15 protein-coding genes are annotated in these 17,895 nt (G+C 41.1%); 14 read left to right on the plus strand and 1 reads right to left on the minus strand.

Going from position 1 to position 17,895, the window contains the following annotated elements:
* Positions 1-129: 129 nt before the first annotated feature.
* From rpoE to pdxJ, 10 genes are all read left to right on the plus strand, one after another.
* Positions 130-711, plus strand: coding sequence for an RNA polymerase sigma factor RpoE (rpoE, locus tag WDB87_RS07110; protein ID WP_004586222.1), 582 nt, complete (start codon positions 130-132; stop codon positions 709-711).
* A 1-nt stretch (position 712) separates the two neighbouring features.
* Entirely contained in the window at positions 713-1,339 is a 627-nt protein-coding gene (locus tag WDB87_RS07115) for a sigma-E factor negative regulatory protein (RefSeq protein ID WP_337849452.1), read from the plus strand.
* Positions 1,340-1,343: 4 nt separating this feature from the next.
* Entirely contained in the window at positions 1,344-2,294 is a 951-nt protein-coding gene (locus WDB87_RS07120) for a MucB/RseB C-terminal domain-containing protein (RefSeq protein ID WP_337849453.1), read from the plus strand.
* A gap of 19 nt (positions 2,295-2,313) precedes the next feature.
* The gene (locus WDB87_RS07125) at positions 2,314-2,763 is read left to right on the plus strand and encodes a SoxR reducing system RseC family protein (protein ID WP_256845357.1); all 450 of its coding nucleotides are present in this window, start codon (positions 2,314-2,316) and stop codon (positions 2,761-2,763) included.
* Positions 2,764-2,950: 187 nt separating this feature from the next.
* Entirely contained in the window at positions 2,951-4,738 is a 1,788-nt protein-coding gene (gene lepA, locus WDB87_RS07130; protein ID WP_286245012.1) for a translation elongation factor 4, read from the plus strand.
* 16 nt (positions 4,739-4,754) lie between these two features.
* Positions 4,755-5,690, plus strand: coding sequence for a signal peptidase I (gene lepB, locus WDB87_RS07135; protein ID WP_286245011.1), 936 nt, complete (start codon positions 4,755-4,757; stop codon positions 5,688-5,690).
* Positions 5,691-5,692: 2 nt separating this feature from the next.
* Positions 5,693-6,370 carry a ribonuclease III gene (gene rnc, locus WDB87_RS07140; RefSeq protein ID WP_286245010.1) on the plus strand — a complete coding sequence of 226 codons (678 nt, stop codon included), beginning with the start codon at positions 5,693-5,695 and terminating at the stop codon, positions 6,368-6,370.
* Complete coding sequence (gene era, locus WDB87_RS07145) at positions 6,360-7,292, plus strand: GTPase Era (RefSeq protein WP_337849454.1); 933 nt, start codon at positions 6,360-6,362, stop codon at positions 7,290-7,292. Before rnc ends, era begins: the two co-directional genes overlap by 11 nt.
* Before the next feature lie 20 nt (positions 7,293-7,312).
* Complete coding sequence (gene recO, locus WDB87_RS07150; protein ID WP_286245008.1) at positions 7,313-8,005, plus strand: DNA repair protein RecO; 693 nt, start codon at positions 7,313-7,315, stop codon at positions 8,003-8,005.
* 21 nt (positions 8,006-8,026) lie between these two features.
* Positions 8,027-8,758: a pyridoxine 5'-phosphate synthase gene (pdxJ, locus tag WDB87_RS07155; protein WP_286245007.1), complete on the plus strand. Its 732-nt coding sequence runs from the start codon at positions 8,027-8,029 to the stop codon at positions 8,756-8,758.
* 107 nt (positions 8,759-8,865) lie between these two features.
* Here pdxJ and barA read toward each other — a convergent pair whose 3' ends face one another.
* Entirely contained in the window at positions 8,866-11,640 is a 2,775-nt protein-coding gene (gene barA, locus WDB87_RS07160; protein ID WP_337849455.1) for a two-component sensor histidine kinase BarA, read from the minus strand.
* Positions 11,641-11,751: 111 nt separating this feature from the next.
* Between barA and rlmD the strand changes: the two genes are divergently transcribed.
* From rlmD to WDB87_RS07180, 4 genes are all read left to right on the plus strand, one after another.
* On the plus strand, positions 11,752-13,077 hold the full coding sequence (gene rlmD, locus WDB87_RS07165; protein WP_337849456.1) for a 23S rRNA (uracil(1939)-C(5))-methyltransferase RlmD: 1,326 nt from the start codon (positions 11,752-11,754) through the stop codon (positions 13,075-13,077).
* 8 nt (positions 13,078-13,085) lie between these two features.
* Positions 13,086-15,242, plus strand: a complete 2,157-nt coding sequence (gene relA, locus WDB87_RS07170; RefSeq protein WP_055015363.1) for a GTP diphosphokinase — start codon at positions 13,086-13,088, stop codon at positions 15,240-15,242.
* A 1-nt stretch (position 15,243) separates the two neighbouring features.
* The gene (gene mazG / locus WDB87_RS07175) at positions 15,244-16,041 is read left to right on the plus strand and encodes a nucleoside triphosphate pyrophosphohydrolase (protein WP_337849471.1); all 798 of its coding nucleotides are present in this window, start codon (positions 15,244-15,246) and stop codon (positions 16,039-16,041) included.
* Between the two features lie 162 nt (positions 16,042-16,203).
* Positions 16,204-17,838 carry a CTP synthase gene (locus WDB87_RS07180; protein WP_286245004.1) on the plus strand — a complete coding sequence of 545 codons (1,635 nt, stop codon included), beginning with the start codon at positions 16,204-16,206 and terminating at the stop codon, positions 17,836-17,838.
* The last annotated feature ends 57 nt before the right edge of the window (positions 17,839-17,895 follow it).

Below are 17,895 nucleotides of genomic sequence, written 5' to 3' on the forward strand. Positions count from 1 at the left end.
ATTTACGACTATTTTATAAAAAAATAATATTAAGCAGAACTTTTTATTCATAAAGAGGTCAGAGTATTTGTGAACAATGGCGACACTATGAATAACCAGCAAGAATCAAACAGAGGAGTACCGGCTCGAATGAGCGAGCAGGAATTAGATTTAGCGCTTGTAAAAAGGGTCCAGCAAGGAGATAAAAACGCCTTCAACCTATTAGTAAAGAAGTATCAGAACAAAATTGCAGGGTTAATATCACGTTATGTGTCTAACCAAGGCGATATTGCAGATGTAGCACAAGAGGCATTTATTAAGGCTTACCGTGCACTTCCAAACTTTAGAGGTGATAGTGCCTTTTATACGTGGTTATACCGTATTGCCGTTAATTGTGCTAAAAATTATTTAGTAGCTCAGGGCCGTAAACCGCCAGCAAACGATATAGACGCTGAAGATGCCGAGTTTTACGACGGTGCGGACTCGATGCGATCAAACGCATCGCCTGAAAACTTACTGTTAAGCGACGAAGTACGCGCTGTTATTTTTAATACGATTGATAGTTTGCCTGAAGACCTGAAAACCGCGATTACCCTAAGAGAAATTGAAGGGATGAGCTATGAAGAAATAGCCGTGGTAATGGATTGCCCTGTAGGGACAGTGCGTTCGCGTATTTTTAGAGCCCGAGAAGCAATAGATAATAAATTAAACCCATTAATAGGCGAGTCTTAGTATGACAAAAGCACACGTTAACAAGTTGGATAGCGAAACGTTATCAGCATTACTTGACGGCGAACAACACCTTGCAGAGGGTAAAATTTCTGATCAGGATGTTGCTACGTTTGGTCGATATGCGCTAATTGGTGATGCGATGCGTGCTCAAAAAAATAACAATGACATACACATCGATATAAGCGAAAACATAGCGTTAGCACTTGAAAATGAACCTGTGTATGCTGATTTCACGCAATCGACAGTAAATAAAGCTCCAGAGACAGAACAAAGTGAATCGCAGCAAGATAATAAAGTAGTGGCGTTTAATTGGCGCAGGCCGGTTGCACAACTAGCCATTGCTGCAAGCGTCGCTATGTTTGCTATTGTTGGCGTAAATACCTTACCGCAAGGTGCGGGCGAGCAAGAAAGCGAAATTCCGCTTTTACAAACTACCCCGCTAACAGGGATGGCATCACCGGTGAGCTATTCATCAGAACCTGCTCTTGAAAACGCTGAGCAAGGTTTACGCGAATTACAGCAACAGCGCATTGGCGCGTTAGTTTTAGAGCATCAACGTCAAGCACGTGTTGCACACTCTTTACAAACAGCGCAAAATAGTGACAAAGCGCAAGAGGAAAAAAACTAATTAAATGAAAGTAATCTCTTTTGTTCTGTCGTTAGTAGTAAGCTTTGCTGTTTTTGCTAACGACACAAACCCCGCCAAAGATTTATTACTAAACATGGCGAATGCAGTGCATACCCGTAATTTTGACGCCTCTTTTGTGGTGGTAAAGGGTAAAGCTATGGAGCCCTACCGTTGGGTTCATGCAAAGCAAGGTGAAACAGAGCTTGAACATTTAAGTTTACTTAATGGTGCGGGCTTAGAAATGGTTAGAATTAACGACCAAGTAACCTACTTTGAACCGCAATCGCAGCCATATTCTATCAATACAGACTCCATTGCAGGGCCAATACCGGAAGTATTATTTAAAGATATTGAAGCGCTAAGCAGTCAATATGATTTTGTGCTAGGTGGTAAAGGGCGTATTGCAGGGCGAGCGGCGCAATTGGTTAGAATAGAATCAAAAGATGAATACAAATATAACTATTGGATTTGGCTTGATACAGAGTCATCGCTGCTATTAAAAGCCGCTTATGTTAACCACCAAGGTGAAGCATTAGAGCAGCTACAGTTAACCCACATTAGTGTAACAGAGCAACCCGCACCGATGATTTTAGAAGTGCTTAATCGTAATTTTCCAACACCGTTACCGGGTAATGCACTGGAAGGTGAAAAAAGCAATGCCACAAACTGGCGCATTGGTTGGTTACCTAATGGCTTTAAATTACTAAAATCAGACCGCCATAAACTTGATTTAAATAACGAACTTACTGATTATTTTTTATACTCAGATGGGTTTGTTGAAATTTCTGTTTTTGTACAGCGCCCTTTGCCAGGTCGCCGCTTAAGCGGATCATTAACTTCTGGCGCAACGACAATTTATGTGCATAATGGCGGAAACTTTGATGTATCTGTTGTTGGTAATGTGCCAAGTCAAACCGCAAAGGCAATTGCTGAGTCAGTGACTCGCGCATTATAAACAATTCGTAAGGGTTGTTATGATTGAACAAACACTTACAGTGGTAGCCTTAGAAGGCACCACTGCCCATTTAGAAGCCCAGCAAAAAAAAGCCTGTGAAGGCTGCAATGGCCGCTGTGGCTCGCAAGTCTTTGCCAAACTCTTTGGTAGCGATAAAAAAACCTTTCCATATCAATTCGATACGCCTGTAGAAGTCGGCCAAAAAGTAACGCTCTCATTAGATGATTCGCATTTAGTTAAACATGCTTTTGCTGTATACATGTTGCCTTTATTTTTAGGATTAACGCTTGCATTTATTAGTGCAGAATTACTACTTTTAGCGCAAGGGTGGCAAATATTATTCGCCGCTTTGGGTGGTGTAGGTGGTTACTTTTTAGCTAAAAGCAAAGTAAAAACACTCAGGCATGATGTAAAAGTGATAAAAATTCATCCAATTAGCCTTCCTTTAACGCAAATAGATGGTGATTAAGGCCAATTAAATGTAAAATTGGCTTTTTATACCAGAGTAACTTGGAAATACAGGGTAAAAGGCAATCAATAATTAGATTAGCTAAAATGTATTTAGCCATTAAATAGCACTTGTGCCCAATAAGTATTTTCAAGTCACTCAGGTGTTCGTACTTAGCCTATTAATATAGAAGTTTAGAATCCAGTTTATGAAGCATATCCGTAATTTTTCGATCATCGCCCATATTGACCATGGTAAATCGACCCTTTCTGATCGTTTGATCCAGGTTTGTGGTGGCTTAACAGACCGCGAAATGCAAAAGCAAGTGTTAGATTCAATGGACATCGAGCGTGAGCGCGGTATTACCATTAAAGCGCAAAGTGTAACGCTTAACTACACCGCTAACGATGGCGAAACCTACCAACTTAACTTTATCGATACACCAGGGCACGTTGACTTTACTTACGAAGTTTCTCGTTCTTTAGCGGCATGTGAAGGTGCGCTTTTAGTTGTAGATGCGGGACAAGGTGTTGAGGCACAAACGCTTGCAAACTGCTATACCGCCATTGAAATGGACTTAGAAGTAATCCCTGTTTTAAATAAAATAGATTTACCGCAAGCCGATCCGCTTCGTGTAGCAGAAGAAATTGAAGATATTATTGGTATTGATGCCCTTGACGCTGTGCAATGTAGTGCTAAAACAGGTGTGGGTATTGCTGAAGTTCTTGAAATGATTGTTAAGGATATTCCACCTCCAGTAGGTGAGAAAGATCAACCTTTACAAGCGCTTATTATTGACTCGTGGTTTGACCCATACCAAGGCGTTGTATCACTAGTGCGTATTAAGCACGGTGAACTACGTGCCGGTGACAAAATAAAAATAATGTCGAACGAGCAAGTACATATTGCAGATCACGTGGGTATATTTACCCCAAAACAAACCAATACAGGTATTTTACGTACTGGCGAAGTAGGGTTTGTTATTGCCGGTATTAAAGAAATACATGGTGCCCCAGTGGGTGATACCATTACGCATCAAAAAAATGCGGCACCGGCACGATTACCTGGCTTTCAAAAAATTAAGCCGCAAGTGTATGCGGGTATGTTCCCTATTGCCTCTGATGATTATGAATCGTTCCGTGATGCACTTAATAAACTAAGCTTGAATGACGCATCATTATTTTTTGAACCTGAAAATTCAACAGCACTAGGTTTTGGTTTCCGTTGTGGCTTTTTAGGTATGTTGCACATGGAAATTATTCAAGAGCGTTTAGAGCGTGAATACGATATTGATTTAATTACTACGGCACCTACGGTAATTTACGAAGTTGTTACTAAAGAGGGAACGCGTCAAATAGATAACCCGTCTGATTTACCAGCGGTTAATGATATTGTAGAAATACGCGAACCAGTAGTAGAGGCAAACATACTTGTACCGCAAGAGTTTTTAGGTAGCGTAATAACACTGTGTATAGAAAAGCGCGGCGTTCAAACTAAAATGAGCTACCATGGTAAGCAAGTCGCTGTAACCTATGAGTTACCTATGGCTGAAGTGGTTATGGACTTTTTTGATAAATTAAAGTCAACCAGTCGTGGTTTTGCATCGCTTGATTACAACTTTAAGCACTTTCAAACATCAGACATGGTGCGTGTTGATATACTTATCAATGGTGAGCGTGTTGATGCGTTAGCGATTATTGTACACAGAGACAGCGCACAATCGCGCGGCCGCCAACTAGCTGATGCATTAAAAGAGCTTATTCCGCGTCAAATGTTTGATATTGCGATTCAAGCAGCAATAGGACAACATGTTATTGCGCGTACCACGGTTAAACAATTACGTAAAAACGTAATTGCTAAGTGTTACGGTGGTGACGTGAGCCGTAAGAAAAAGCTACTGCAAAAGCAAAAAGATGGTAAAAAACGAATGAAGCAATTGGGTAATGTAGAAGTACCTCAAGAAGCGTTTTTAGCTATTTTAAAAGTTGGCAAATAAAAACAAAGGATTATAGATGGCTGGTTATTTCTCAGTTTTATTGGTGTTATTAACATTAGGCTCAGGTTTAATATGGTTAATTGACCACCTAATGTATGCGCCAAAAAGGCAAGAGCGTTTGGCGCTTGCACAAACCTCAGCCGGTGGCCAGCTTGATGAAGAAACAGCGGCATTAATTGCACCTGAGCCGGCAATTACAGAAACGGCAAAATCGATTTTTCCGATGATTGCTGCAATTACTATTTTTAGATCGTTTATTTTTGAGCCTTTTCAGATACCATCGGGTTCAATGATGCCAACACTGTTGGTGGGCGATTTTATTTTAGTACAAAAGTACTCGTACGGCGTTAAAGATCCTGTATGGCGTAGTCAGCTTGTTGATGTAAGCGAGCCTGAGCGCGGCGATATTGTTGTTTTTAAATACCCGTTAGATGAGCGAGTAGATTATATTAAACGTGCTATTGGTTTACCGGGCGATAAGATTGTTTATCGTGACAAGCGTTTATATATTCAACCTAATTGTAAAGAAGGCGAGACCCAGCAGGGTGACCTACTTTGTAATGAGTTTAATAAAATTGATTTTAAATTAATTAACGATAATGAGTTTAAACAAGGCCAAATGTCGCTTGCCCGTGTAAATGAAGATTTAACAACACTCAAGCACGACATTTTAATCAACCCACGCGCGCCTGAACGTAAAGGGCGTTACTATCAGCAACCCGGTACTCCTTCGGATGAATGGACTGTACCAGCTGATCATTATTTTATGATGGGTGATAACCGCGACAACAGCCAAGATAGTCGCTTTTGGGGCTTTGTACCAAAAGAAAACTTGGTGGGTAAAGCTGTCTTTATATGGATGAGTTTTGAATTTGAGAATGGCCCAGATGATGTTTTACCAGGATGGGTTCCAACTGGTGTTCGTTTTGAACGCCTAGGTAATATTCAGTAACAATGAAAAAAAATGTAACAGAATTATATAAACGAATTGGCTATGAGTTTGCTGATCAAGGTTTACTTGAGCAGGCAATGACGCACCGCAGTCATAAAGGTCAACACAACGAACGTTTAGAGTTTTTAGGCGATTCAATTTTGAGCTTTGTAATTGCTAACGCCTTGTACGACAAATTTCCAAAAGCCCGTGAAGGTGATTTAAGCCGAATGCGCTCTACGCTTGTACGGGGCCAGACACTGGCTGAATTTGGTCTCGAGTTTGGTTTAGGCGATTATTTACGCTTAGGCCCAGGCGAGCTTAAAAGCGGTGGTTTTCGTCGTGAATCAACGTTGGCTGATGCCGTAGAAGCTATTATTGGTGCTGTGTTTTTAGACTCAAATATAGAGCGTTGTGGCGAGCTAATTTTAGCGTGGTACGAATCTAGACTTGATGCTATTTCACCAGGGCTTAATCAAAAAGATCCTAAGACCTTGCTGCAAGAGCATCTACAAGCGCGTAAGTTATCTTTACCGGGCTATACCGTGGTTGATACCAAAGGGCAAGCGCACAATCAAACGTTCACGGTTGAATGTATAGTTGAAGGTATGGAAAGCATTATTTCTGTTGGTAGCTCGCGCCGTAAAGCCGAACAAAAAGCTGCCGAAAAAGCATTGAAGATACTAAAAAATGAATCTTGATACCTTAATACAGCCTCATGAAGGTGATATTGATACGTTTTGTGGCATGGTTGCCATTGTTGGCCGCCCTAATGTAGGTAAATCAACATTACTTAATGAAATCATTGAGCAAAAAGTAAGTATTACTTCGCGTAAGCCACAAACCACGCGCCATCGTATTATGGGGATTCACACTGAAGGTAAGCATCAAGCTGTTTATATTGATACGCCGGGTCTACACGTTGAAGAAAAGCGTGCTATTAACCGCTTAATGAACCGTGCAGCATCGAGCTCAATAGGTGATGTAGAGCTGATTATCTTTGTTGTTGAGGGTACTCACTGGAATGCCGATGACGAAATGGTACTTAATAAAGTATCGCAAAGTGGTAAGCCTGTTTTACTTGTTATTAATAAGATAGACCAAGTAAAAGACCGCGATTTAGTATTACCGCATATGAAAATGCTGGGCGATAAATTTGATTTTGTGGGCATTATGCCGGTATCGGCAACCCAAGGTAAAAATGTTGATTTAATAAAAGCAGAAGTAACCAAACGCTTACCGCCGTGTGAGTTTTACTTTCCTGACGACTATGTAACCGACCGCTCAATGCGTTTTATGGCGGCAGAAGTTATTCGTGAAAAGCTAATGCGCTTTATGGGCGAAGAGCTTCCTTACTCTGTTACTGTAGAAATTGAGCAGTTTAAATGGCAAGAAAACGGTGTTTGGCATATCAATGGGTTAATTCTTGTTGAGCGTGAAACCCAAAAACGCATGGTAATTGGTAACAAAGGCGAAAAGCTTAAAGTGATTGGCCGTGAAGCCCGTAAAGATCTTGAAGAAATGCTCGATAACAAAGTATTTTTAGAGCTTTGGGTTAAAGTTAAATCGGGTTGGGCCGATGATGAACGTGCCTTAAGAAGCTTAGGTTATGGCGAAGATTAACCCGTATTTAGCCTACTAATATGGATAGCGACTTCTACACAGCGTACCTATTACATCGGCGTCCTTATAGCGACTCCCAAGTAATGCTCGATATGCTGGTAGAAGGCGTAGGCCAGCTTAGAATGCTGGCGAGAATTAGTGGTCGCCAGGCCACAAAACACAAAGCACAACTTCAACCTTTTCAGGCACTGCTTGTTCATTACAGTGGCAAGTACGATTTAAAATACATTAATAAATTTGAGCTCCATGGCAATCCTTTATATTTAACCAAGGATAAACTTTACTGTGGCTTTTATTTAAACGAGCTAACGAATCGCATAGTGCCGGTAAATGAGCCGCTTGAACAAGTATTCGAGCTTTACAAAACTCACCTAGAAAATCTCAATACCGATGTTGATTTACAGTCAGTGCTGCGCTCGTACGAGTTTCAGCTATTAGAGCTTTTAGGTTATGGCGTTGATTTTAGCTTTGATGCCAGTGGTGAGCCAATTGTTGAAGGCCAAACGTATAGTTACTTTCCTGAGTTGGGTTTTTTGATTCAGCAAGATACACGCTCAGGGTTTAGCGGTGCACAGCTCAAAGCGATTGCTAATCATGATTTTAGCCAAAGTGATGTACTCTATATGGCAAAACAATTAAGCCGTTATTTACTAAAACCTTTACTAGGTAATAAACCATTAAAAAGCCGTGAATTATTCATGGCCTCTCAATAAGCATATTTTACAGGTAACAAAATGAAAGACATTCTTTTAGGCGTGAACGTTGATCATATCGCAACGCTTCGCCAAGCGCGTGGTACATCATACCCAGACCCAGCACATGCGGCCAGTGTGGCGGAGCATGCTGGTGCAGATGGGATCACTATTCATTTGCGTGAAGACCGCCGCCACATTCAAGACCGTGATGTATACGTAATGGCTAAAACGATTCAAACGCGTATGAATCTTGAAACAGCGGTTACCGATGAAATGATTAACATTGCTCTTGAAGTAAAGCCTGAGTACGTGTGTTTAGTGCCGGAAAAACGCGAAGAATTAACGACTGAAGGCGGCCTAGATGTCGCCGGCAATATAGATAAAATTAAAGCGGCTACTAAAACACTTACCGATGCAGGTATTAAAGTGTCATTATTTATTGATGCCGATAAAGCTCAGCTAGATGCAGCTAAAGCATGTGGTGCTCCGTATGTAGAAATTCACACAGGCGCCTATGCAGATGCCACTAATGATGAAGATTTACACAAAGAACTTGAGCACATTCGAGAGGGTGTAAAATACGCGGCAAGCTTAGGCTTAATAGTAAATGCAGGGCATGGTCTTCATTATCATAACGTAAAACCGATTGCTGCAATGCCAGAAATTTATGAGCTTAACATTGGCCACGCTATTATTGCGCGCGCAGCTATTGATGGCCTTGAAAAAGCAGTACGCGACATGAAACGCCTAATGATTGAGGCAAGGTTATAAATTTAACCCTATGGTGGCGCGCCATTTCATAGAAATACTTAATTAAGTAAAAAGGTATTAAAACCGGTTAAAAAGCGCATTTACTGCGCTTTTTTATTACGTGTTTTTTAGCGTTGATGCTCGGTAACACTTGCATCTGCCATGAGGTTTTCCAGCTCATCCTGTAGCTCAAATAATTCAGGCTCAACATTATCAAGCACACAGTCACTTTTAAGTGAGGTTTCTATGGTTTCTGCCAGTGATTTAAGCTTAGGCACCCCGGTATAACAGCACGCGCCATGGAACTTATGAATAACACTTAATACTGTTTGGCAATCGTTTAGCTCAATAGCCTCGTTAAGCTGTGAGAGCGTCTCTGGCACACTATGTAACAGCATATTAAGCATTTCCAGCGCCAGTTCACCTTTGCCGCCAGCACGCTGTAGCGCAAGCGACCAATCTAAGCAGTTACTTTCAAATGGAGCAGGGCTTTGAGGCGTTACATTTTTAATTTTGTCGCGGGTTACGGGCGATTGCGGACTATGATCGCAAATAATTTGGCTGAGCATATCCTCATCAATAGGCTTAGTTAAATAGCCTTTAAAGCCATCTTTTAATAGCTGCTCTTTTTCACTGTGCAGTGCATGCGCGGTTACCGCAATAATAGGCGTGTCTTCGTTTAAAGAAGACTCTTTAATCAGCTTACAGGCGGTAATGCCATCCATTATCGGCATTTGTATATCCATAAAAATAACATCGTACTTGTGGCTTTTACTTAAGCTGTAGGCTTGAGAGCCATTATATGCGGTGTCTATAAATTCAACCTGTTCTTTTAATAAAGTGCAAATAAGTTTTAAGTTTGCATCGTTATCATCTACCACCAGTACTTTTAATGGCAATAAGGTTTGATCGCTTGGCTCAATATTTAAGGTTGGGTGATCAAGTCGATAAGGTGCAGCGAGTACTTCACATAATTTACGATGATTAAGTGGCTTACTTAAACACGCATCGGCGCCGCTGCCAATAAATGCCTCGCGCATATTATGCGATACAGTATTGAGCATAAGGTATAAATAATCGCACGACTCGCGAACCATATTCACATAGCCTTTAAGACGCTGCATGTCATCTACCGATGCCATATCACCAATAATACAAATATCGTATTTAAACATTTTATGCTTGATGGCATCTAAAAATGCTGCCTCATTAAAGCAGGCCGTTACAACTGCTTCCCACTCGTTTAATACAGAAAGCACCGAGTGGTGCGTATGCTCATGTGGCTCTAAATATAATACGCGTTTACCAATGAGCGATTTAGAAGGTAAGTCGTTACTAAATGTATGATCTGGTAATCTAAATACACCATTGAAGGTAAAACAGGTGCCGCTTCCAGGAGCTGAATTTAGCGTTATTCGGCCATTCATAGCCTCAACAATGTGTTTAGTAATGATTAAGCCTAAACCGGTGCCGCCAAATTTTCGGGTGATGGATGAATCAGCCTGGCCGAATGCGGTAAATAGTGCATCTTGTTTGTCCATTGGGATACCCACACCAGTGTCGGTTACTGAGACTAAAATAGAGGCACGGTCTTCATCTAATAAACGGTAGCTTATATCAACCTTTATTGAACCTTTTTCGGTAAACTTAATGGCGTTGCTTAACAAATTAATAAGGACTTGTTTAAGGCGTGTTGGGTCACCCGTTAAATCATCAGGTACCTGCGGGTTAATATATATCGATAGCTCAAGTTGTTTTTCATGCGCCGAAGGAGCTAATAATGTCATTACCTCGTTTACGCTATCGCGCAGTTGAAACTGGATTGATTCAAGCTCCATTGCGCCCGCTTCAAGCTTAGAAAAATCTAAAATATCACTAATAATTGTCAATAAACTATTGGCTGAAAGCTCTATGGTATCGAGGTAGTCTTTTTGATGTTTATTTAAAGGTGTTTTATACAACTGCCGCGTAAAGCCAATAACACCATTGAGCGGGGTACGTAACTCGTGACTCATTTTGGCTAAAAAATCTGACTTTACACGGTTCGCATCTTGCGCCTCTTTTTTGGCCATGGTTAGCTGAATATTTGAAGTTTCGTATTGCTCTAGGGTTTCGCGATAATCACTCGTGGCCTGATCAATATTTTTCTGCATTTCGTCCTTTTGCATAACCATAGTGTGGGCAATGGTATTAAGTCCTTCACGCAGCAGTTCAAACTCTCCCATCATGGTATCGTTTAAGCCCGTATCTCTTTTACCCTCAACTAGTTTATCGGTTGCAAGTACTAACTTATTAAGTGGGTTCATAAACATACGGCTAAGCTTAAGAGCCAAAATAGAGGCCAATATTATTGCAAATAAAATAACAATGCCGCTAATTAAAACTGCTCGCTGCTGCCCTATAATGGCTTGGTCTTTATTAAGTTGTAAAATAACCGTGCCAAGCGGAGTTTGAAAGTCATTAATATCCCATTTTGATACTGGCGCAGAGTGGTTAAAAATAGGGGTGTAGAACGTGATTAACTCTTCAGATTTATTAATTTTAGTTGTGTAAAGGTTTTCAATTTGCGCTTTTTGGGTCAGCTCATCAAATGAGCGATGATAGTTACTGGTCATAATAAGCTGATTGCTGGTATCAAAAATTGCAATCGACTTAATAGCAGGGGAGTGCTTATTGTGTGTGTAACTAATTAAGCGATTAAGCAGTTTTTTATTTTTTTCTAGTAAAGGCTGCTCTAACGCAATTGCTAAGGGTTCAGATATTGAGCTGCCTTGCTGATATAAAATTTCATCAAGCTCAATGTAACGATTTATTGTAAAATAGCCGCCAAGTAACAAACCAATGATCACTGTGGGGATCAAGGTTAAGGTTAAAACAGAATCACGTAAGCCTAATTTGGTCATAATGGAAGCGTTATTATCATTATTAGTATGCACCGAGTATATACGGTTCAACGGCTATTCTCAAAGCATCTGATTTGCTTATACGTAATACAAAAACTAAGGTAATGCCGCATGGCGCAAATTTTTAAAGCAAAGAAAAAACCACTTAAACAGCAAACACTCACGCTAAATATTACGGCCATGGATCATCAAGGGCGGGGCGTTGCTAAACACAACAATAAAGTGTGTTTTGTAAGCGGCGCTTTAACGAATGAGAAAGTAACAGCAAGTCTAATAGAAGATAAAGCCAAATACAGCAGTGCAAAACTGGTTAAGGTTATTAACGCAAGTGATTCGCGCACGCAGCCTTTTTGTCAGCATTATAACCATTGTGGTGGTTGTCAGTTACAGCACCTAGATATAAATCAGCAAGTGGTTGAAAAGCAGACTGCAGTGACGCAATTATTTAAAAAGTTTGCCAAATTAAGCGACTTAAATTGGCAAGCGCCTTTGCTAAGTAAGCCCATTCATTACAGGCGTAGCGCCCGAATTGCCGTAATGTATGATAAAGCCGCTAAAAAAATGCGAGTTGGGTATCGTGCGCCTAGCTCTAAAAATGTGATTAGTATTGAGCAATGTGATGTGCTTAGTGAGGCATTTACTAACGTATTTAGTATTTTTGAAACGCTTATTAATCAATATAAAGCGCTGCACAGTATAAGTCATTTACAGTTATGTCAAAACGAAGCTGGGAACTTTATTGTTATTCGCCATACTAAAGCGATAGCAGATGAAGCCAAAAGCTATGTACAAGAGTCGGCAAATTTACAGCAGTGGTTAATTACTTGGCAAGACAACAGCGATGTTATAGAGCAAACTCACTTACCTACGCCTTATTATTTTTTAGAAAAGTTTAATTTAAAGTTCGAATTTGGCCTTGGTAATTTTATTCAAGTAAATGATGAAGTTAACCAAGCTATGTTAGCGCAGTCGGTAAATTGGCTTAACTTGCAAGGAAACGAGCAGGTATTGGATTTATTTTGTGGTATTGGTAACTTTTCATTAGTGCTTGCTCAGCATGCTAAATCGGTTATTGGCGTAGAAGGGGTTACATCGGCGGTTGCAATGGCGACGCAAAATGCGCACACTAACTCTATTACTAATGCACACTTTCATTGTTTTGATTTAACGCAAAAAATTGAATCAGCGCAATGGTTTAATAAGTCTCTAGAGGTATTAGTATTAGACCCTTCTCGTACCGGTGCTATGGCTGTTTTAGAGCAACTTCCTTTAAAGCAGTTTAAAACCATTTTATACGTTTCTTGCGATCCTGTTACTTTAGCCCGTGACAGTGCAATTATTTCGCAAGCAGGTTTTGAAGTTACTAAAATTGGGCTAATGAATATGTTTCCGCATACAGGACACATAGAAACAATGGCGTTATTTCAACGGAGGTAAAGCGTTTTATGGTCGCTACACGTCAATCACATCAGCAGGACGACACAGGTGACTTTGCTACTAGCCTAAAACAGTTAGCGTTATCGCAAGATAAAATAACGCTACTAAACAAAGCGCAAGCATTGTGTGTTACATGTGACAACCAAGCACGACAAAACACGGCCATCGAAATGGTCGAGATTTTAGCCGAGCTTAATTTAGATGCAGAATCTCTTGCAACCGCGTACCTCACGCATTACTACTTAAACGACTTAGTGGACCTTGAAACCGTAGAAGCACAACTTGGCAAAAATGTAGCCATGCTTTTAACTGGGGTTGCACAAATGGCCGCTATTAGTACTTTATCTCACCAAGGTAAAGGCACTATGCAGGTAGATAACATTCGTAAAATGTTACTTACCATGGTTGAAGATGTGCGCGCGGTTGTAATTAAACTTGCTGAGCAAGTGTGCCATTTACGTAACGTAAAAAATGGCGATGAAGAAGAGCGTGTTATTGCCGCTAAAGAAACCGCCGATATTTTTGCCCCCTTAGCAAACAGGTTAGGTATAGGGCAGCTTAAGTGGGAACTTGAAGATTTATCGTTTAGGTATTTACACCCCGACACCTATAAAAGCATTGCTAAACAACTTGATGATAAACGCCTTGCTCGTGAAGCCTATATGGAAGATATGGTTGAGCAAGTAAAAGCGCGCCTAAGCGAAGCCGGCATTGAGGCACAAGTGTATGGGCGCCCTAAGCATATTTACAGCATTTATAAAAAAATGCAGCAAAAAAACTACGAGTTTGATCAGCTGTTTGATATTCGGGCAATGCGCATAGTTGTTGAACGCCTGCAAGATTGTTACGGCGCGCTAGGTATTGTTCATACTAACTGGCGTCATCTTAATAAAGAGTTTGACGACTACGTTGCTACACCTAAACAAAATGGCTATCAGTCAATTCATACTGTGGTATTTGGCCCTGAAGGAAAAACCGTTGAGATACAAATACGTACCAGCGAAATGCATCAAGATGCTGAGTTAGGCGTTGCCGCGCACTGGATGTATAAAGAAGGCGCCCTACCAGGGCGTGGTTCAGGTTATGAGCAAAAAATTAGCTGGTTGCGCAAATTACTACAATGGCAAGAAGAAGTGGTCGATGGGGGCGATTTAGCTGAAGAGCTTAAAAACCAAGTTGTAGAAGACCGCGTTTATATATTTACCCCAAGTGGCGATATTATTGATTTACCTGTTGGCGCTACACCGCTTGATTTTGCTTACTACATTCACTCAAATGTAGGACACCGCTGCATAGGGGCGAAAGTATTTGGCAAAATAGTACCGTTTACGCATCAGTTATCTACGGGCGATCAGGTCGAAATACTTACACAAAAGCAGCCTAATCCAAGCCGCGATTGGCTAAATCCATCGCTTGGCTATATTAAATCGTCGCGTGCACGGGCTAAAATCCATCATTGGTTTAAGCAGCTCGACCGCGATAAAAATTTAAGTGCCGGTAAAGAGATTCTTGATAACGAACTGCAAAAGCTAGATTTAACCTACAAAGATTTAGACCCAGCTATTAAGCGCTTTAACTTCAAAGAACTAGATGACTTAATGGTTGCCATAGGCGCAGGCGATGTACGCTTAAATCAAATGCTTAATTTTGTAAGCGACCGTACCGAAGAAGAGCCTGTTATTCGTTTTAAAGCGCCCAGTAAAGTAACCGGCGATAAAAACGGAATAGTGGTGGATGGTGTAGGCAGCTTAATGAGCCACGTAGCTAAGTGTTGCCGCCCAGTCCCTGGCGATAAAATAATTGGCTATATAACCCAAGGCCGAGGCATAGGCGTGCACCGCGAAGATTGCGATGCGTTTAACAACTTAAAAGAGCAGCACCCTGAGCGCGTTATATCGGTGAGTTGGTCAGATGAAATAAACGGCTCTTATGCGCTAAGTATAAAAATTGAAGCAAGCGACCGCTCAGGTTTAATCCGCGATATCAGCTCTGTACTGGCTAATGAAAAAGTAAATGTGATCAACATGAACGTCAATACCGTTGGGGCCGATCAGTTAGCGGTATTTACTATGCAAATAGAAGTACATGACCTATCGGGCACAAACCGGGTTTTGTCAAAACTACATCAAATTGAAGGTGTGCACAGTGCCAAGCGAAACCAATAACATGGCAAACACTAACGCACTCGAGCAGCTACTCGGTATTATGGTGGCGCTTCGCGATCCTACAAACGGTTGCCCGTGGGATCGCAAGCAAAATTTTAAATCGATTGTGCCACATACATTAGAAGAAGCTTTTGAAGTGGCCGATTGCATAGAGTCAGGTAATTTGAATGAGCTTAAAAATGAGCTGGGTGATTTACTATTTCAAATCGTTTTTTACGCACAGCTTGCCAACGAGCAGGGACTGTTTGATTTTAACGATGTGGTTAGTGAGCTAAATAGTAAGCTAACCCGTCGCCACCCACATGTTTTTAGCAACAAGCAAGCGTTGACCGATGAGCAATTAGTAACGCAATGGCAAGCAATTAAAGCACAAGAACGCGCAGCTAAAGTACAGCCAAGCAAAGCCTCACTTTGGCAAGATATACCCACTAATATGCCAAGCTTAGCTAAAGCCAAAAAAATTCAGCAACGTGTTGCCGCACTTGGTTTTGATTGGCCAAGCTACCACGGAGCACTAGATAAAGTAAGTGAAGAAGTACTTGAAGTAAAAGAAGCGCTTGAGCACGACTCTTTATCTGATCATACAGCAGAAGAAATAGGCGACTTATTATTTGCCACAGTAAATGTGGCTCGCCATGTTAAACGCGACCCAGAGCAACTGCTTAGGCAAGCCAATGCTAAGTTTTCGGCACGTTTTGAAAAAGTGCAAGGTTACTTAATTGCAAAAGGTAAAAGCTTAGAGAGTGCCACGCTTGATGAAATGGAGCAGGCATGGGAAGCGATTAAAAAAGCAAAATAAAATTAATGTTAATCAACGAACATTTTTTGTGCGCGTAAAGGCTATTTTTAACTGGATTGCTCAACGCTGTTTTGGTACAATTTCGCCCCGTCTTGATGATATACCCAGAGTCTCTTTCTCGGGTGTTATATTCCTTTTAATTCCTGATATTCTAGGGTTCGCATGAGTACAAAATTTATCTTCGTTACTGGCGGGGTTGTTTCTTCGTTGGGTAAAGGTATTGCAGCAGCGTCATTGGCAGCTATTTTAGAGGCCCGCGGTTTAGATGTTACCATTTTAAAGCTGGATCCTTACATAAACGTTGACCCAGGCACAATGAGCCCAATTCAACACGGTGAAGTATACGTTACAGAAGACGGCGCCGAAACGGATCTTGATTTAGGTCACTACGAGCGTTTTATTCGCACCAAAATGACCAGCCGCAACAACTTCACACAAGGGCGAGTGTACGAAGATGTACTACGTCGTGAACGCCGTGGTGAATACTTAGGTGCAACCATTCAGGTTATTCCACACATCACAAACGATATTAAGCAACGTGTATACGACGGTGCTGAAGGTCATGATATTGCGATTGTAGAAATTGGTGGCACTGTAGGTGATATTGAATCACAACCATTTATTGAAGCAATTCGTCAGTTAGGTACAGAAATTGGCCGCGAACGCGCGCTATTTATCCACCTAACGCTAGTGCCATTCTTAGGCCCTGCAGGCGAAGTAAAAACCAAACCAACACAGCACTCAGTTAAAGAGTTACGCTCTGTAGGTATTCAGCCAGATATTCTTATTTGTCGCTCAGACCGTAAATTGCCTAACAATGAACGTGCAAAAATTGCACTGTTCACAAACGTTGAAGAAAAAGCGGTTATTTCGCTTCCTGACGTAGACAGCATTTACAAAATTCCTGCGTTATTAAAATCACAAGAGCTAGATAACTTTGTGTGTCGTCGTTTCCATCTTGACGCGCCAGAAGCTGATTTGGCTGAATGGGAACAAGTGCTTTATCAAGAGTCTAACCCAACTGGTGAAGTAACAATTGGTATGGTTGGTAAGTACATTGAACTACCAGATGCATACAAATCAGTTAACGAAGCACTAAAACATGCAGGTCTTAAAAACCGTTTAACCATTAATATTGAATACGTTGACTCGCAAGACCTAGAAAGCAAAGGGGTAGAATTACTTTCTCACCTTGACGCTATTTTAGTACCTGGCGGCTTTGGCGGCCGTGGTGTTGAAGGTAAAATTTTAGCGGCTAAGTATGCCCGTGAAAACAAAGTACCTTACCTAGGTATTTGTTTAGGTATGCAAGTAGCACTTATTGAATACGCACGTAATGTTGCAGGTTTAACCGATGCTAACTCAACTGAGTTTAATAGTAACTCACAAGCACCTGTAGTGGGCTTAATTACAGAGTGGCTAGATGCTGAGGGTAACATTGAAGTACGTGATGAAAAATCTGATTTAGGTGGCACAATGCGTTTAGGCGCACAAAAATGTCATTTAACGCCGGGTTCTAAGGTGCACGAAGTGTACGGCAATACAGAAATTATTGAACGTCACCGTCATCGCTACGAAGTAAACAACAACTTTGTAGAGCAATTAGAACAAGCTGGCTTAAGCTTTACTGGTTTATCAGAAGATAAAAAACTAGTAGAGATTATCGAAAATAAAGATCACCCATGGTTTATTGCCGCACAATTCCACCCGGAATTTACGTCAACACCACGTGATGGTCACCCGTTATTTGAAGGGTTTGTAGCAGCCGCTCATACTCATCAAAAAACGTCTTCGTAATTAAAAAAAGCCGTGCATATTGCACGGCTTTTTTGTCTAAAGGGCTGACTAAAAGAT

The sequence above is a fragment of the Pseudoalteromonas sp. C12FD-1 genome (assembly GCF_037414265.1).
In the GTDB taxonomy this organism is placed as follows: Bacteria; Pseudomonadota; Gammaproteobacteria; order Enterobacterales; family Alteromonadaceae; genus Pseudoalteromonas.

Bases quoted from the DNA above. Each gene is read 5' to 3' on its own strand.
- WDB87_RS07180 (WP_286245004.1), top strand. From the start codon at position 16,204: ATGAGTACAAAATTTATCTTCGTTACTGGCGGGGTTGTTTCTTCGTTG.
- relA (WP_055015363.1), top strand. From the start codon at position 13,086: ATGGTCGCTACACGTCAATCACATCAGCAGGACGACACAGGTGACTTT.
- lepA (WP_286245012.1), top strand. From the start codon at position 2,951: ATGAAGCATATCCGTAATTTTTCGATCATCGCCCATATTGACCATGGT.
- WDB87_RS07125 (WP_256845357.1), top strand. From the start codon at position 2,314: ATGATTGAACAAACACTTACAGTGGTAGCCTTAGAAGGCACCACTGCC.
- WDB87_RS07120 (WP_337849453.1), top strand. From the start codon at position 1,344: ATGAAAGTAATCTCTTTTGTTCTGTCGTTAGTAGTAAGCTTTGCTGTT.
- rpoE (WP_004586222.1), top strand. From the start codon at position 130: ATGAGCGAGCAGGAATTAGATTTAGCGCTTGTAAAAAGGGTCCAGCAA.
- lepB (WP_286245011.1), top strand. From the start codon at position 4,755: ATGGCTGGTTATTTCTCAGTTTTATTGGTGTTATTAACATTAGGCTCA.
- pdxJ (WP_286245007.1), top strand. From the start codon at position 8,027: ATGAAAGACATTCTTTTAGGCGTGAACGTTGATCATATCGCAACGCTT.
- mazG (WP_337849471.1), top strand. From the start codon at position 15,244: ATGGCAAACACTAACGCACTCGAGCAGCTACTCGGTATTATGGTGGCG.
- barA (WP_337849455.1), bottom strand. From the start codon at position 11,640: ATGACCAAATTAGGCTTACGTGATTCTGTTTTAACCTTAACCTTGATC.
- rlmD (WP_337849456.1), top strand. From the start codon at position 11,752: ATGGCGCAAATTTTTAAAGCAAAGAAAAAACCACTTAAACAGCAAACA.
- era (WP_337849454.1), top strand. From the start codon at position 6,360: ATGAATCTTGATACCTTAATACAGCCTCATGAAGGTGATATTGATACG.
- rnc (WP_286245010.1), top strand. From the start codon at position 5,693: ATGAAAAAAAATGTAACAGAATTATATAAACGAATTGGCTATGAGTTT.
- WDB87_RS07115 (WP_337849452.1), top strand. From the start codon at position 713: ATGACAAAAGCACACGTTAACAAGTTGGATAGCGAAACGTTATCAGCA.
- recO (WP_286245008.1), top strand. From the start codon at position 7,313: ATGGATAGCGACTTCTACACAGCGTACCTATTACATCGGCGTCCTTAT.